Origin of the sequence: Mesorhizobium sp. SARCC-RB16n (assembly GCF_008520305.1) — a bacterium.
Taxonomy (GTDB): Bacteria; Pseudomonadota; Alphaproteobacteria; order Rhizobiales; family Rhizobiaceae; genus Mesorhizobium.
Genome location: NZ_ML703270.1, coordinates 183,965 through 199,643, shown reverse-complemented (window position 1 = coordinate 199,643; position 15,679 = coordinate 183,965). Strand labels below are relative to the sequence as shown.

The 15,679-nt window shown below is 62.2% G+C and carries 15 protein-coding genes; 6 read left to right on the top strand and 9 right to left on the bottom strand.

Annotated elements, in window-relative coordinates; all coding sequences use genetic code 11:
• Positions 1–97: 97 nt before the first annotated feature.
• The 8 genes from C7I87_RS19235 to C7I87_RS19200 all read right to left on the bottom strand — a co-directional run bounded on the left by C7I87_RS19235 (position 98) and on the right by C7I87_RS19200 (position 8,533).
• Positions 98–1,177 (bottom strand): glycosyltransferase, encoded by a 1,080-nt coding sequence (locus tag C7I87_RS19235; protein WP_149905682.1) that lies wholly within the window; start codon positions 1,175–1,177, stop codon positions 98–100.
• A gap of 67 nt (positions 1,178–1,244) precedes the next feature.
• A complete protein-coding gene (locus tag C7I87_RS19230; RefSeq protein WP_149905681.1) occupies positions 1,245–1,694 on the bottom strand; it encodes a hypothetical protein in 450 nt (149 codons plus the stop codon).
• Between the two features lie 12 nt (positions 1,695–1,706).
• On the bottom strand, positions 1,707–3,149 hold the full coding sequence (locus C7I87_RS19225) for a GMC oxidoreductase (protein WP_149905680.1): 1,443 nt from the start codon (positions 3,147–3,149) through the stop codon (positions 1,707–1,709).
• Between the two features lie 67 nt (positions 3,150–3,216).
• Complete coding sequence (locus C7I87_RS19220) at positions 3,217–4,548, bottom strand: UDP-glucose dehydrogenase family protein (RefSeq protein WP_149905679.1); 1,332 nt, start codon at positions 4,546–4,548, stop codon at positions 3,217–3,219.
• A 49-nt stretch (positions 4,549–4,597) separates the two neighbouring features.
• Entirely contained in the window at positions 4,598–5,458 is an 861-nt protein-coding gene (locus tag C7I87_RS19215) for an endo-1,3-1,4-beta-glycanase ExoK (protein WP_149905678.1), read from the bottom strand.
• 145 nt (positions 5,459–5,603) lie between these two features.
• Positions 5,604–6,005: a hypothetical protein gene (locus tag C7I87_RS19210; RefSeq protein ID WP_149905677.1), complete on the bottom strand. Its 402-nt coding sequence runs from the start codon at positions 6,003–6,005 to the stop codon at positions 5,604–5,606.
• Positions 6,006–6,313: 308 nt separating this feature from the next.
• Positions 6,314–7,336 carry a glycosyltransferase family 2 protein gene (locus tag C7I87_RS19205; RefSeq protein WP_149905676.1) on the bottom strand — a complete coding sequence of 341 codons (1,023 nt, stop codon included), beginning with the start codon at positions 7,334–7,336 and terminating at the stop codon, positions 6,314–6,316.
• Between the two features lie 66 nt (positions 7,337–7,402).
• Entirely contained in the window at positions 7,403–8,533 is a 1,131-nt protein-coding gene (locus C7I87_RS19200) for a nucleotidyltransferase family protein (RefSeq protein ID WP_149905675.1), read from the bottom strand.
• A 508-nt stretch (positions 8,534–9,041) separates the two neighbouring features.
• Here C7I87_RS19200 and C7I87_RS19195 point away from each other — a divergent pair.
• The 6 genes from C7I87_RS19195 (at position 9,042) to C7I87_RS19170 (ending at position 14,856) form a co-directional block, all read left to right on the top strand.
• Positions 9,042–9,194 (top strand): lasso peptide, encoded by a 153-nt coding sequence (locus C7I87_RS19195; protein WP_149905674.1) that lies wholly within the window; start codon positions 9,042–9,044, stop codon positions 9,192–9,194.
• Positions 9,195–9,327: 133 nt separating this feature from the next.
• The gene (locus C7I87_RS19190) at positions 9,328–9,627 is read left to right on the top strand and encodes a PqqD family protein (protein ID WP_149905673.1); all 300 of its coding nucleotides are present in this window, start codon (positions 9,328–9,330) and stop codon (positions 9,625–9,627) included.
• Positions 9,628–9,736: 109 nt separating this feature from the next.
• Complete coding sequence (locus tag C7I87_RS19185; protein WP_246696314.1) at positions 9,737–10,129, top strand: lasso peptide biosynthesis B2 protein; 393 nt, start codon at positions 9,737–9,739, stop codon at positions 10,127–10,129.
• Positions 10,126–12,045 (top strand): lasso peptide isopeptide bond-forming cyclase, encoded by a 1,920-nt coding sequence (locus C7I87_RS19180; protein ID WP_149905671.1) that lies wholly within the window; start codon positions 10,126–10,128, stop codon positions 12,043–12,045. The genes C7I87_RS19185 and C7I87_RS19180 overlap by 4 nt, the downstream gene beginning before the upstream one ends.
• Positions 12,042–13,019 (top strand): phosphoenolpyruvate carboxykinase (ATP), encoded by a 978-nt coding sequence (locus C7I87_RS19175; RefSeq protein ID WP_149905670.1) that lies wholly within the window; start codon positions 12,042–12,044, stop codon positions 13,017–13,019. Before C7I87_RS19180 ends, C7I87_RS19175 begins: the two co-directional genes overlap by 4 nt.
• Positions 13,012–14,856 (top strand): ABC transporter ATP-binding protein, encoded by a 1,845-nt coding sequence (locus tag C7I87_RS19170; protein ID WP_149905669.1) that lies wholly within the window; start codon positions 13,012–13,014, stop codon positions 14,854–14,856. Before C7I87_RS19175 ends, C7I87_RS19170 begins: the two co-directional genes overlap by 8 nt.
• Before the next feature lie 23 nt (positions 14,857–14,879).
• Here the strand turns inward: C7I87_RS19170 and C7I87_RS19165 are convergent, their stop codons facing one another.
• On the bottom strand, positions 14,880–15,155 hold the full coding sequence (locus C7I87_RS19165; RefSeq protein ID WP_149905668.1) for an exopolysaccharide production repressor exox: 276 nt from the start codon (positions 15,153–15,155) through the stop codon (positions 14,880–14,882).
• Positions 15,156–15,679 lie beyond the last annotated feature (524 nt).

Sequence of the window (15,679 nt, the reverse complement as noted above, 5' to 3'; positions counted from 1 at the left end):
ATGTCGCGGCGAATAGGATTCGCCCGACCTGCTGTAAGCTTCTGATTTTATGCATGTCGTTATCCCGGAACCGAGGACTACTTCCGGGCGACATGCACTAAGCGGCCTGGCGTGCGCTCTGCTGCGCCGCCCTGTCCAATATCGAGAAGAAGGTGACGAACTGACGGTCGGGGTCGAGTTCCGGCCGGCCGGCGAAGCTGCGCGCGAGGGCCGAGACCCGCTCATATTCCTTGTTGTCGTTCCACAAAAGCCTGACGGCCGCGACCCAGTCGGCGAGCGGAGCATCATAGTCGAGCACCGCGCCGCCAGGGCCGATCGCTTCGGGCAGGCCGCCGCGACGCGAGCCGACGACCGGAATGCCGCTGCAATGGGCTTCCGACGCCACCCGCCCCCAGGCCTCTTCCCATTTGCTGGGCGCCAGCAGGATCCTGGTGCGGCCATAGACCGTCTTCATGTCGCTGGTGCGGTTCTCCAGCGTGACATTGCCGAGCGGCGCGATCGTTTCCTCGATGCGTGCCCGGTGATCATCCTCCAGCTTCCAGCTCTCGACGAACAGGAACGGGATTTCGGGGCAGGCGCCGGCGATGCGCACCGCAAGCTCGAAACCCTTTTCCTCATACGGGTTGATCAGGGTGACGAACTCACCCGTCGTCGGCGTGCTGTAATGCGTCGGATTGATGGTCGGCGGGATCACCGTTGCCTCGATGCCGAACTCCCGGCTGTAGGTGCGCGCGGTGAACTCCGAATTGGCGATGTAGAGCGCCGAGCGCAACTCGCGCAGGTCACCCCCCAGCTCGTGGAACTCGACATTGCGGAGATAGACGACCAGCGGCACACCCTTGGCCTGCAACGCCTTGCCGAGCGGAACCGACTTGTGACACTGGACCACCGCCACATCCGGCTTCACCCTGTCGACGGCGAAGGCGGCCGCTTCCCACGGGAACCATGCCCGGATCACCGGGTAGCCGGGAAAACTGTCGACGACCGCGGGCTGGCGCGAAAGCTTCATCTTGGCGCGCGCCTTGAGGCCGAAGACGCCGTCGCCGAACAGGGCGGCAAGCACGGCGGCCTCATGCCCATTTTCGATCAGCTGTTCGGCCAGATGGTGCGTGCTCGACTGAACGCCGCCGCTGAACTCGGGTGGGTAGCCATTGCCGCCTGCAAAGAGAACTTTCATGATCCTGGCTCCTCGTCTATTGCGTTTCAATGCCTCGGCCCGATGAAGGCCCACGTCGAAGGCCGCCTCACGCAGTCTTTGGCGGATCAAGCGTCGCGAACGGATTGGTGCATGACTGCCATCCGGTGAACCGAATGGGATCATTGGGCGAACTGCGCCAGGCGTAGTCCGTCAACATATGGAATTCGGCGACGACCCAGCGGTCGAAATGCCGGAGATCGCGCTGCTTCTGTTTTGGCAGCAACTGGCGCGCCTGACCGAGCTTCGCCTTCTCGAGCAAGGTGACGGCGTCGGCCAGTTTTTCGCTGGGAAAAATCCACGGATTGCGTTTGCGGAACTCCAGCACGAACTGCTGCAGATGCTCGATGCGCATGTTCAGCCTGCCGAAATATTTTTCGAGCGTGACGCGAACCAGGTCCTCGTCCGAAAACGAGGACACGGCCGCGTAGGCCACGCCCGTCGACGCAACTCCGCCAGCCATGATGGCCAGTGCCGAACGCCGCGTGATTTCGATCATCGGTTATCTCCCTCACGCCATCCGGCTCGCTGCCCGCAAGGACAGCGCTGCCGCGGTCAGGCTCGGATTGGCACAGGAACAGCTCGGATAGGTGGTGGTGCCGACGACAACCAGGTTTCTCAACCGGTGATGGATCATGTTGCTGTCGATCACCGAATCGGCCGGGCCGGTGCCCATCCGCAACGTGCCCTGGACATGCGATTCGGTTGGCCTGATACCGCGGTCGAAGAGCCGTTCGACGGGCAGCGGGGCAAGCAGCTCGGGCAATTTGTCCAGCGCCCGGGCCATGCCCTTGATCGCGTAGTCCGAGGGTGCCTTGAAGGAAACGAAGGCATTTTCATCCTCGTCGAGAGTGACGAAATTCTCGTGATCGAGCAGGTTTTCGGTGACCACGACCAGCGGCAGCGCCTGGCGCAGCCGCCCCTTCTCGGCACGCATCCCGTGCTGCCAGCGGTTCTCGAAATAGACCAGGGCCGCCGCGTGCTCGGACCGATGCGGGCCGTCATAAAGGCCGAAATTCAGGCCGGTGGTGATGGTGCTGCCGTCGAAATTGTCGACGCCGTCGAGATAGACCTCGAAATTCCAGCCATAGGATTCATGCAGGCCGCGCCCGACGAATTCATCTCCGAGGCCGGAGCGCAGCATGATCGCCGCACTCTGGATAGCATTGGCGCCGAGAATGAAAAGGTCGCCGCTGACCTGATATTCCTTGCTGTCGTGGACGAAGGTGACCGAACGCACCGCGCCACCGACATGGTCGAGCCGCCGGACTTCGGAGCCGAGGCACACCGATATATCGGGGTTCTCGAAGACATGCATCAGGCCGTTATTGGCGGTGAATTTCGCATCGACCGGGCACAGCCAGCAGCGCAGATTGGCGCAGCACGAGGTGCGTTGCGCGGTCGGCACGCGAGCCCTCGCGGTCGGCATGACGAAGTGCTGATCGGGCTGGGCCGCCTTCATCATCCTGTCCGGCGTCGACATGCGATGCGGCGGCTGGGGAAACGGCTTCGAGCGCGGCAGCATCGCCGCCATGTCGGGGTCGCCGGAAATCGACATGATGTCTTCGGCGTCGCAATAGAACGGCTCGACTTCGTCATAGCTGATCGGCCAGTCATTGCCGATGCCGTAGGTGCTCTTCAGCCTGAAATCATTGGGATGGAACCTTGGCGTCTGCGCGAACCAGCAATTGGTCCCACCGCCCAGCCCGATCGTGTAATTCCAAGGCTTGTCGGAATTGGTCTTGTAGGTCGCCTCGTCGTCCATGTCGGTGTTCACGTTCTGGTCGAGCTGCCATTCATGCGTGTTGTGGCGGCCCCACTCGAGAATCAGGATGCGCGCCTTACGCCGCCTGGCGAACTCATGCAGGAAGAAAGCCGAACCGAAACCGGAACCGATCGCGACAACATCGAAATGATCTTTGGAGACTTGCTCGGGCTTTACGTCCAGCACCATCAGCTACAATTCCTTTCCGCGCCGGGCCAGTTGGCCCAATTCTGCTTTCGGCTCTCCGCGCCCAATCTCATGCCGCCATTCTGCCGATCGAGTGATATTCGATGCCGTGGCGCGCCACGACCTTGGGGTCGTAGAGGTTACGGCCGTCGAAGATGACCGGCGTGGTCAGTGCATCCTTCAGCGCATCGAAGGACGGTGCGCGGAAACTCTTCCATTCGGTGGCGATCAGCAGCGCATCGGCGCCGCGCAATGCCGCCTCCTTGGTGCCGCACAGCATCAGGTCGTCGCGCAGCCCATAGATGGCCTGGCATTCCTGCATGGCCTCGGGGTCATAGGCCTGCACGGTAGCGCCGGCGTTCCAGAGTGCTTCCATCAGGACACGGGCAGGCGCCTCGCGCATGTCGTCGGTGTTGGGCTTGAAGGCCAGGCCCCACAGCGCGAAGGTCTTGCCCTTGAGGTTACCCTTGAAGTAGCGGTGCACCTTGTCGAACAGGACGGATTTCTGGTCGTTGTTGCGTTCCTCGACGGCGCGCAGCAGCTTGGCGTCGAATTTGACGCCCTCGGCGGTCTTGATCAGGGCGCGGACATCCTTGGGAAAGCACGAGCCGCCATAGCCGAGACCCGGATAGATGAAATGGTAGCCGATGCGCGGATCGCTGCCGATACCCTTGCGCACCTCCTCGATGTCGGCGCCGAGCTGCTCGGCGAGGTTCGCCATCTCGTTCATGAAGCTGATCTTGGTCGCCAGCATGCAGTTGGCGGCATATTTCGTGAATTCGGCGCTGCGCACGTCCATCACGATCATCTTCTCGTGGTTGCGATTGAAGGGCGCGTAGAGTTCGCGCATCACGGCCTCAGTATCCTCGCTGTCGGTGCCGACGATGATGCGGTCGGGCTTCATGCAGTCGGCGACGGCGGAGCCCTCCTTGAGGAATTCGGGATTGGACGCGACGTCGAAGGTGAGGTCCTCGCGGCCCCGCTTCTTCAGCGTTTCGGCAATCCTGGCCTTCACCTTTTCGCAAGTGCCGACCGGCACGGTCGACTTGCCGACAACGATCTTGGCGGTGTCCATCTCGCGGCCGATAGTCTCGGCGACCGCCAGCACATATTTGAGGTCGGCCGAACCGTCCTCGCCGGGAGGCGTACCGACCGCGATCATCTGGATTTCGCCATGCCTGACGGCAGCCGCCGCATCGGTGGTGAACTTGATGCGGCCAGCGGCGTGGTTTTCCCTGACGATGCTTTCAAGGCCTGGCTCGAAGATCGGGACGAAGCCCTGGTTGAGCCGCTCCACCTTGCTTGCGTCGATGTCGACGCAGACAACCTGGTGGCCAACCTCGGCAAGCACCGCCGCCTGCACGAGGCCGACATAGCCAATTCCAAACACCGTCAAGTTCATTCGGTTTCATTCCCATCCAAGGCCTGGAGCCGTTTTCGGCCCGACCGGTTCAATTCGTCTTTCCCAACTCTTTTACGCTGCACACCAGCGATTCCGGAAACTGGCAGGGCTGGCCGATCGCGGTGAAGGCGACGCGCTCGACCTGCAGCGAAAGCTTGCGGCCCGGATCGGCGAACGCTCCCATCCAGCCCTTCATCGTGTCGCTGCCCCAAAAACTGAAGAAAATCTTCTGCGCATGGCTGGGCAACTTCGCAGGATCGGTGATGGTGTTGACCAACTGACCGTTGACGTACCAGCGCAGACTATCCTTCTCCCAGACGAAGGCGTAGTCGTTGAAGCCACTGTCGGTGCCGCCGGGCACGTCGACCAGCTTCTCGTTCTTGCCTTTGCCATCGATATAGGCGTTGACCTGCACCTTGGACGTGTCCTTGGTGAGGATCTCGAAATCGATCTCGTCCCAAGGCTGCTTGTCGGCCGGGCCGATATAGGAGAAGAAAGCCGCGTTGAGGCCGGGTCCGGTATCGGTTTTCATCCGCGCCTCATAGGTACCATAGCCGAAGCGCTGCTTGGTCTGGATCTCGCCGCAGGCGAACTCACGATCCTTGGTCTTCTGCTTCGCGAAACCGAGCGAAAGAACGCCATCGGAAAGCTCGATCTGGCCTTTCGACCAGGTGCAGTTCTGATGGCTGCCGTTTGTCCAGCCGTCTGAAACGTACCAGCGCTCGCGGTCGAAATTCTTGAAATCGTCGACGAAAGAGGGCGCGGACTGGGTATCCTGCGCATGAGACGGGGTTGTCGGCAGACTGCCAAAAGCGACAAGCAGCAAAACGACCGCCAGGCCGGACCGCCAGCCGAAATGCAGGGGGGCGTCGATTGCTGTCGTGGACGTGATTTTTGGATCCGAATTCATGACAAACTCACCTTTGCGCTGGGCGTCCTAACCTAAAGTCGACGTTTGAACCGCTCCCAAACGGGCCCAACCTTGACCTCTTCGATCGCCCTCCCGACTTCCAGCCTTGCATCACCTCCGTCGCAACGGTCCCGCGCCGCCACCTTCACCCTCGGCCGGCTCCTGCCTGCCTGGCCGATTTGACCGTGGCCGGCGAATCGGCGGCCGCATTCTCGTCGAAGACCACGTCCAGCGCATGACGGAGCTCGCGCATCATGCCGCCCTGGCGCGCCAGTGCCGCGATACGACGCTCGCTGTTCAAGATGGACTGCGTCAACGCGCTGACCTCGGACGAGCGGCGGTCGGAGGCGGAACCGTTTTCCATGGCTTCGACGAGGAAGGCCGCGTTCGTCGCCTCCTTGCGGTAGCGGCTCTCCAAGCCGGTTTTCTCGGCATCGATTTCGGCCGCGATCTGCTCGAACAGCTTCGCCAGCCGGTCGAGACGCGCAACGTCTGTCTGCCTGTCGCGGGCCGGATCCCTTGATCTGAAGCCGAATATCGAGGCCATGAACTTAAATTCCCGTCATCGCCGGTTTTCTGGGCCGGCTTTCTGGGCCGGCTTTCCGGCCGGGCCACTGGCCGATCCCCGCAACCGGGGCTGAAAACTCGTACCGCATCGTCCGCTCCTCTGACGAAGAGAGACTTCGGACCAGTCCGATCGGGGGCCAGTTCGGCTGGTCGTTCAATTTGCTGCACCGCAGCATAGATTGCCATCCCCGGAGCCGCGAGGCAACCACCCAATTCGTAAACTCATAAATCCGATCGAAACGGTCGCGTGGTGGGCTCGCGCCAGGCAGCACCGGACGCTCCCGCGCCTTACCGTCCCTTGCCCGCGCTGGTTCCGGCCATCAGGAAACGCAGCGGCGGCACGCGCTTGTTCCTGGACACGAGGCCGACACTGCGAAACAACGCCTCGAGCTTGTCGGATGCCACGCCCTGGACGATGGGAACGAGGTTGGATTGGCTTGCGAAGGCGTAGGCAGCTGCCGAAGCGAGGCCCCGCTCGGCCTTCACGTCCAGGAAATTGCGCAGCCGGTACTTGTCGCGCACATGCCGCTCGTGCCGCCGCAGTGCCGCCTTGGACCCTTCCGGCAGGCTGTCGATGGCCAGCAGCGCCAGATCGGCGTCGGCCAGCCGTTTCAGGTCCTGCGTCTTGTGGCGGCCGCTGAGCGAATCGGCGCGCACGATGGCGCCGTAGCCGCAGGAACGGATGACCTTGAACCTTGCCCCGTGGGCAACCGCCCGCGCGTAAAGCTCATAGTCCTCACCCAGTCGCAGGCTTTCGTCGTAGCGCAATCCGTGGCGGTCGAGGAAGGCGCGGCTGATCACGGGCTTCAGGAAGCCGAGTTCGCCTCTTTGCACGCGGCGCCTGGAGATGTTGCCTTCCACGAACCGTTCGAAATCGAGGAATTCCGGATCGGCGGCAAAATTCGGGGCAACGATTTTGGTCGCGTCGCCGGTCGCGTCATCCCTGATGAGCATGATGTTGTCAGCGGCGAAATCCCAATCGGCACCGGCAAACAGGTTGCGAAACCGGCCCTCGAGGAAGAAATCGTCGGCGTCCAGAATGCTGACGAACGGCGCCCGTGAGCTGGCGATCGCGGCATTGCGGGCAAAGGATGGGCCGCGATTGACGTCGAGGCGCATGACCGTAAGCCGGCCGCTGCCATCGCTTGCGGAGCGGGCGACCTCGGCCGTAGCGTCTGTAGAGCCATCGTCGACGACGACGACCTCCACCACTTCCGGTTCGCGCAGCGCGGATGCGATGGCAACCGCGATCGTGCGCGCCGCGTTTTTGGCCGCGATGATCACGCAAACCTCGGATTTCGTCATCGACATGGAATTAGCCTCTTGCACAGGTTTCGTTCTGCCCTCGCCCCTGTACGCGTTCGATATCCATCGCCCTCATGGGCTAGCCGGCCGTTCGAAGATGCGGCGGCTGATGTCTGCCGACGCGGCCCAGCCAGCCTCGGCCAGATAGCGGACGGGAGCCCTGCCGCACAATTCCCACAACACGGTCCGCCGCTGCGGCCAACGCAGCGACGACAGCCATGGCGCGATGACCATGTTGAGCAGATCCTCATTGCCGATGCGCGACAGGATCGGCTTGGCCCGCTCCGACAGAAGCGTGCCGGTGCCGCCCAGCAACACGTCGGCGGCGCGCAGGCCGAGCAGCAAGGTGTCGTCCAATCCCTGGCTCACCGCGGCATCGAGCACACGCTGCTGATCGGCCTCGTCGAGGCGGCTGGCGCTGGCCCTGATATCGCAGACATAGCCGGCGCAGGGCTCCCGGTTGAACAGGGCCTTGGCGACACTGATGCAGGACAGCATCAAAGTGTCGGCGGCCGAAGTGAAGGGGACTTCGGCGCCGGTGATCTCGACCAGCCGTTTTCGCCGCAGAAACCCGTCTGCATCGCGCGGGCTGGGCGAGCCGGGCTGCTGGAGCCGGTAATGAAGATCGACCGTAGATGATTTCGGCCCATTGCCGCGAACCATGTGCTGTTCGCCGAGGAATCGGACCCACCAGACCGAACGTGACTTGCCCGACACCTCGTAGCCGATCGAGCGCAACGCTTCGCGTGCCCTCAAGAACCCGGCCGGCGAGACCAGGATGTCGGCATCGCCCGAAGGCTTCATGAAGTGATCGTCGTAAAGCAGATGCTGCTGGAACGGCCCTTTCAGGAAGACGAAATCAATCCGCCTGTCGAGCAGCGCCTCGTTGATGGCCATCGAATCCATCAGGCAGGCGGCGTTCATCGAAACCGTCCTTCTGCGATAGGTTTCGAGCCACGGGAAGAGCTCGGCCGGCCTCTCATGCGCCGGCGCACGCGACAGCGCCTTCAGAATGAACGTACCGACCTTGTTCAGCCTGGCGATATCGGTGACGACAGCGACGGAAAGGCCGGGCGGCGTCACCTCGCCGGTTGAGGCGGCCGGCGCCGCGAAATACAACCGTAAGCAGGCTTGCACATAGGCGATCTCATCGGCGCAGTCGGTTGCGCGCAGTTGTTCATAAGAGCTTTCCGGCAAGGCCATTGAGCGCACAGTCTCCAAAAAACGGTTTGCGCGTCGCGTATGCTGCAAGTGCGAAGCAAAGCATCCTTAAAAACCGCGGCGCCGTAAAGCCTTTCCTTTCGCAGTGCAAGATTTTGCAACCATAGCGTTTGCCGCTTCCCTCGAAAGTGACGAGGTGCATGACTGAATTCCAACCCCGTAGCGGCGCGTCAGCCGAGGTATCAGCGGTGGTTGGCTGATAGTCGGATATAGTTTAGCGTTATCTAAAATCAATCGTCTGCGTGATTTTCATTTCATCTAGCAAAATCAAATACTTACATTATTGTCGGCACCAAGCGGCGATTTCACGCGGCTTTGACCTCACAAAAGGCGGATCTCTTACACGGGAGTGACGTTCGCAACCCATAATTGATTAACGCTGGGTAAATGAGACTTGACTCATAAATATTGCCGTGCAGCTATTGCAATGCAGCATGAAAGTGCTGACGGCAATCGACAGGCCGTTTCCAGTGCTTGATAGGAGAGTAAAATGGAACAGAATGTTGAAAAGCAGGAGTACGAAACGCCAAGCCTGACCGTGCATGGTTCGATCGAGACCATCACCCAGGGCGGCGGCGGCAACACGGCGCTCGATGCGTCGTTCCCCGCACATACGCCAATTGGCGACCTCACGTTCTCTTAAGCCTATCCTGATCCCGGAGAATGACGTTGGAACCTCCAGGATCCAAGAACGATAAGTAGGAGCCGGGGGTGAAAATCCCCGACTTCTCTAGCCTGCCGATGCGTGGGCAACGTTTTGCAAAAGAGGTTTTAGGATGAACTGGAACCCATCTGAGCACGATTGCATAAGCGCGACCAAGGATGCCGTGGCCTGCGAATTCGGCGAAGGCCTCGCGCTTCTCAACCTGAGATCCAATATTTACTACAGCCTCAACGGTGTCGGCGCTTTCATCTGGGAACTGATCCAGGAGCCCAAGCCGATCGCCGATATCCGCAGCGCCGTTCTCGCGCGCTACAATGTCGACGCCGAGCGCTGCAAGGCCGACGTCGACGCATTGCTGAAAGGCTTGGCGGAAACCGGGCTTGCGAGGCTTGAGCATGAGGCACTCGTCTAGGCAGGTGTGGCAGAAGGCCATGGTTGCGCGGCAAAGACCTGTGACGCAGAGAACCCCCACGCCGATGAAGCAGCGGCGTGGCAGCCGGAGTCTGACCAGGATTTTGTCCTTGAGCGGCTCCGAAACGCTTTTCCTGTGCCGCTGCCTGCTGGTGGTCGCGACCGTCCGGCTCGGGCTGACAGTGTTCTCCTACAACCGCGTCCGCGCGATGGTGACCCGGCTCAACGCGCGCCAATGTGCCAGCATGGGCGAGTTGCGGCTTGTCGCCTGGGGGGTTGCAGCGGCCGCACGGTTCGTGCCGGGTGCCACATGCCTGACCCAGGCGCTTTCGGGCCAATACCTCCTGGCGCGCAAGGGCAATGCGTCGAATATCCGCATCGGCATCGAGCGCGGCACGGGCGAGCAATTGAAGGCGCATGCCTGGCTTGTCAGCGACAACCACATCGTGCTCGGCGGATCCGTCGATGGTTTCGCCCACCTGGTCGACCACGGCAGCCGATGAGCGGCGTGGCCGGAATCCTGCTGCGACAGGACCCCGCGCCTGAGGCGGTGAGCAGCATCCAGCAGATGCTGGCGCGCATGCGCCATCGTGGTCCCGACGGAAGCTCGTGGTGGCTGGACGGCGGCATCGCGCTTGGCCACGCCTGGCTCAACACGACCGACGAAGCCGGCCCCGGCCCGCTGACCATGGCCGGCGGCAAGCTGGCCATCACCGCCGACTGCCGGCTCGACAACCGCGACGAACTGCTCGCCAGGCTCGGCATCAGGGACAGCTCAGTCGCCGACGCGACATTGCTGATGCGGGCCTATCTGCGCTGGGGTGAAGCCTGCCCCGTGCATCTGCAAGGCGATTTCGCCTTTGCTGTCTGGGATGCCGAACGGCAGCTTTTGTTCTGCGCGCGAGACCATTTCGGCGTCAAGCCATTCTACTACCACGCGGCGGAACGACGCTTTGCCTTTGCTTCCGAGATCGGGCCAATGCTCGGCCTCGACGGGGTCGATGCGCGCCTCAGCGAGCACCGGATTTCCGGATTCCTGGCCGGCCTGCCCGATGACCCGCAATCCACGCCCTACTGCGACATCTTTGCCCTGCCGGCGCGTCACAGCCTCACCGTCACCGCGCAACGTCTGGTGCTGCGCCGGTATTGGCAGATCGAGCCATTGCAGCGGGCACCGCGGTCCGATGCCGCGGAAGAATTCGCCCATCTGTTCTCGCAATCGGTCCGCAATCGCATGCGGGGAAGTCCGTCGGTCGGCGCGATGCTGAGCGGCGGCCTCGATTCCTCGTCGATCGCCTGCGTGGCCGGGTTGCAAAATGCGGCCGGGCGCAAGCCGAAGCTGCCGACCTTCTCGCTGGTTTTCGAGAAGGGTTCGTCGATGGACGAGCGCTCCTTCATCGATGCAGTGCTGGATCAGCATAAGGCCGACCCGACGCTGATCCCCGTCGGCAATTATGCACCCTTCGCTGAATTCGACCGGGTGCTGGAGGAGCAGGAAGGCACCTTCCTGGCGCCGGGCCTGACGCTGACCCGCAGCATCTACCGGACCGCGGGCGCCAAGGGCATCAAGGTGCTGCTCGACGGCCATGGCGGCGACGAGGTCGTTTCACAGGGACATGGCCATCTGCACGAGCTTGCAAATGGCGGCAGATGGCTGGACCTCTGGCGCGAGGTCCGCAGCGCCTCCGACACCTATGACGACAGCACGCTCGGCCTCTATTTCCAGTTCCTCACTATTTACGGGCCGGCCTGGCGCATCGCCAGGCTGAGACAGCTAGGGAACCGCGTCCTGAACAGAATACGCAGGCCTGCCCAATCGCGGCGTGGCCGGAGTTGGCGCGACCTGATCAATCCGGACCTTGCCAGGCGAACCGAGCTCATCGACCGGTTCCACCGAGCCGGCTATATGCCGCCCGGCGTCCAGGCCAGCGACGCGCTCAGCCACCGCTGGATCCTGTCCAACGGCTATGTGCCGCACTCTTTCGAGGTTCTGGACAAGGCCGCCGCCAATTTCGGCGTCGAGCCGCGTTATCCGTTCTGGGACAAGCCGCTGGTCGAATTCTGCCTGGGGCTGCCGGGCGAGCAGAAGCTCAGTCACGGCTTTGGCCGCTACGTGTTGCGCCGGGCCATGGAGGGCATCCTGCCGGCTGCGGTCCAGTGGCGGCGCGACAAGATCGATTTCACCGCCAATCTCGTCAACGGCATGGTGCGCAACCATCGCGACCTGCTGGAGCAGTTGCTGGTTGGCGATGCGGGTCGCATCGCGCCCTATGTCAACCTGCCGGAAGTAAACGCCGCCTATGCGCGGCTGCTGCGCCAGCCGGATCAAGCGGCGCCGCTCGATGTCCAGTATGTCTGGCGCTCGGCGTCACTGTCGCTGTGGCTGCGGCAAGTCCAGCATGGCGGGAGCCCCGTATGATGTCCCGCCATGAGCCGTTCGCCGGCGATCTCGACCATCTTCCCCAGCGCGCCAGGATCGCGGGAGAACGACGTTACTACCGCGCCTACGGCCTGATCATCGCGTCCGAAGTATCACTGCCCGAACTGGAGCCGGCAGAGCCGGCGGCGGCCGACATCGAGATCGCCATCGGCCCGATCGATATACCCAAGCCTTCGGCGGAGGCCGGGACCACCTTCCGCTTCGAGCCTGACCGGCAGTATCTGGCCTGGGACGCTGTCGGCGCATTCCTGATCAGTGATGCCCGCCGCATCGATGTCCAGCCGGCACCCAGCGTCGACGACGCCTTGCTTGCCTTCCCGTTGCTGGGGCCGGTGCTGGCGCTGCTTTTGCACCAGCGCGGCCTGCTGGTTCTGCATGCCAGCGCCATAGCCGTGACCGGCAGGGGCGTCATCTTCATGGGCGACAAGGGCGCCGGCAAATCGACGACGGCAAGCGCGGCGATCCGGGCCGGACACGATCTGCTTACCGACGACGTCGTGGCGCTCGACCTGGCAGACCCGAACCGGCCGATGATCGTTCCGGGGTTTCCGCAGATCAAGCTTGCCGCCGATGCCGCGGCGGCGATCCCGCTCGGGCAGGCGCAAGTGCGGCCGCAAGTGCATCCGGCGATCGAGAAGATGCAGCATCGCCTGCACGGCGCCTTTTCCAGCAACAGGGTGCCGGCGGCCAGGATCTATATCCTCGAGCGTGGCGAAAGGGCCGGGATTACCCCCTTGCCTCACATTGCCGCCTTGCCGGCCATCATCAAATTCTCCTACGTGACGCGGTTCGGCCGCGCGGCGCTCTCCGGCGATTTCGCGGCGATGCATCTTCGCCACTGTTCAGCGATCGCTAACCATGTCGGCGTGTGCCGGCTGGACGTTCCGACGGGCATCGACAGGATCGGCGAGGCTGTGGCGCTGATCGAAAAGGAACTGGCTGGAGATGCCTAGGTCATCGGTCTTCAGCCTGTCGCTGTTTCGCGATGTAGCGGCGTTCGGCGCCGTCATTGCCCAGATCGGCGGGCGGCGAACCTGGACTGCGCTGCTGTTCCTGATCCTCGGCAGCCTGACGGAAGGCATCTCGATCTTGCTGCTGGTTCCGCTGCTGCATCTGGTCGGGCGCGCAGACCAGGATTTCGCTGTCAGGCTGCCGAACATTGATTTCGTCCGCTGGCTGGTGCCCGGCGGAACGCTGCAGCTGACCACGGTGCTTTGCCTGCTGGTCGGGCTTGTTGCCGTGCAGGCAGCCTTCAACCGCTTCAAGTCAGTCTATATGGCAAGGCTGCTCTTCGATTTCATCAACCGCTTGCGCATGAACCTGTTCGAGAGCATCGGCAAGGCGCGGTGGGGCGTGTTCACGCGCATGCGCGGCTCCGATCTCGACCATGCTTTGACCGGCGACATCGACCGCGTCCAGGGGGCAGCCTTTTCCCTGTTAATGCTGGTGCAGATTGCCGTGCTGCTGGCGGGCTATCTCGTGATTTCCATGTTCATCTCGCCGGTCATGACGGCGTTTGCCGTCGTCATCGGCATCGTGATGTTCATAGCGCTGCAGCCGTTTCGCTCGCGGGCCACCGCCTTCGGCCGGATCCTGACGACCAATCGCCAGGACCAGTACCGCACGGTCTCGGAATTTCTCGGCGGCATCAAGGTGGCCAAGAGCCTGAATGTCGAGGCCAGCTATTTCGCGCAGCTGCAGGCCACGCTCGAAAAGATGAAGGCCGACAACATCGCTTATGTGCGGAACAGCTCGATCGGCACCGCCGTGTTCCAGGTGGCGAGCGTCGTGGGTTTGAGCGTCTTCATCTATGTGGCGCTGGTTCGCTTCAACCTGTCGCTGGCCGAGATCGTCGTCCTGCTCCTGGTCTTCATGCGGATCGCGCCGCGCTTCATGGACATGCAGACGCAGGCCCAGCAGGTGCTGATCAACCTGCCCGCCTATACGGCAATGCGCAGCCTGCAGGCACGTTTCGACGCCGAGCGGGAGCCTGGCCATGTCGAATCCAGGGATGCCCGCAAGCTGACCCTCGATACGGGGCTGAACATTCGTGACGTCTCCTTCGCCTATGACGACGGAGCCGGCAAGGCGGTGGTGAGCGACATCACCTTCGGCCTCCCAGCCGGCAAGGTCACCGCCCTGATCGGTCCGTCCGGATCAGGCAAGAGCACGATCGCCGACATGCTGCTCGGGCTGCTCGAACCGACCGCCGGCAAGATCCTCGTCGATGGCGTAGAGGTCGATGCCGGCAATCGCCGCCGCTGGCGCGATCAGGTGGCCTATGTGCCGCAGGACGTGTTCCTGCTGCATGACACGATCGCGGCGAACCTACGGCTTGCCGCGCGCCAAGCCAGCAACGACGAATTGTGGACGGCACTGCGCGCCGCGCATGCCGCTGAATTCGTCGAACGGCTCGACCTGGGGCTGGAGACGGTGGTCGGCGACCGCGGCGTGCGCCTTTCGGGCGGCGAGCGTCAACGCATCGCGCTGGCACGCGCACTACTGCGGAAACCCTCACTGCTCATCCTGGATGAGGCAACAAGCGCGCTCGACTGGCAGAACCAGTCGCTTATCGCCAGGTCGATCGACGGCCTTCGCGGCACAATGACGATCCTGACCATCGCGCACCGGCCGTCGATGATCGCCTTCGCCGACTGGGTGGTGGCGATGGAAGACGGTCGTGTCGTTGAAGTCGGGCAATATCAGCGGTTGAAGGCGAAGCCGGGGAGCCGGCTGTCCAGGATGCTATCGGGAGAGCAGTCGGAGACTGAACCTGCCGATGTGGCCTGAGGACGGTGACGTCCCCGTGGGGTCTAACGCAAACCCCGCCGGGCGCTGCCGAGCTTCTCGCCCTCGGGCACTTCGGTGGAGTTCTGCTGTCTTCCGGCTTCGCGCAGCCTGTCAGCTGGCGTCGGCGCGCTCCTGACGATCATGGCGTAGACAACCGCGAAATAACCGGCCTGAATGACCACGGCGCAGATGATGACGCGCATCAGCGTCGTGCCAAGCGAAGCCTCGCCGAGCCAGGACCAGGCAACGACGATCGCAAGCGCGAAAAGCATCCCAACGACGAATTTTGGAAGCGACATACCCAACAGCCCATAAACCGGCTCGGGTTATATCCAACGATAGCCCCACCCGAGCGCCGTCCCTTGTTATGCGGGCTTGTTAAGTCACCCGCTGCCGACCGGTTGCTTCCGGCCTTTCAACCTGTCGCGACCATGACAGGTATAATTTGCAATTCTATTAAGGCGGGCAGAAGGCGGCAAGGGCAACCGCACATATTTTTGATTGAGTTTCCGCGTTCGACTCTGCCATGCTGCAACGCACACGGTCGCATTTCACTCAACTTGCAGCCATCGCGGACTTTGAGTACAGGCTATAATATTAAGTAGTATTTTAGGTGAATAGTTTCGAAGATGGCATCTTTCTAAAGCACTAATATGCTCCGACCCTCGTCGCCGAGAACGCCGTGCCCAAAAATCGCCGCAAAAACGTCCGCATTTTTTTATCCTTGCCCATTTATTGTCACAAATGTGCTAAAAATTTCGAAATTTGTGCAGATCGAGCTTATTATTTAGTCAATTCATGACGCGGCTATTTCAATGGTATG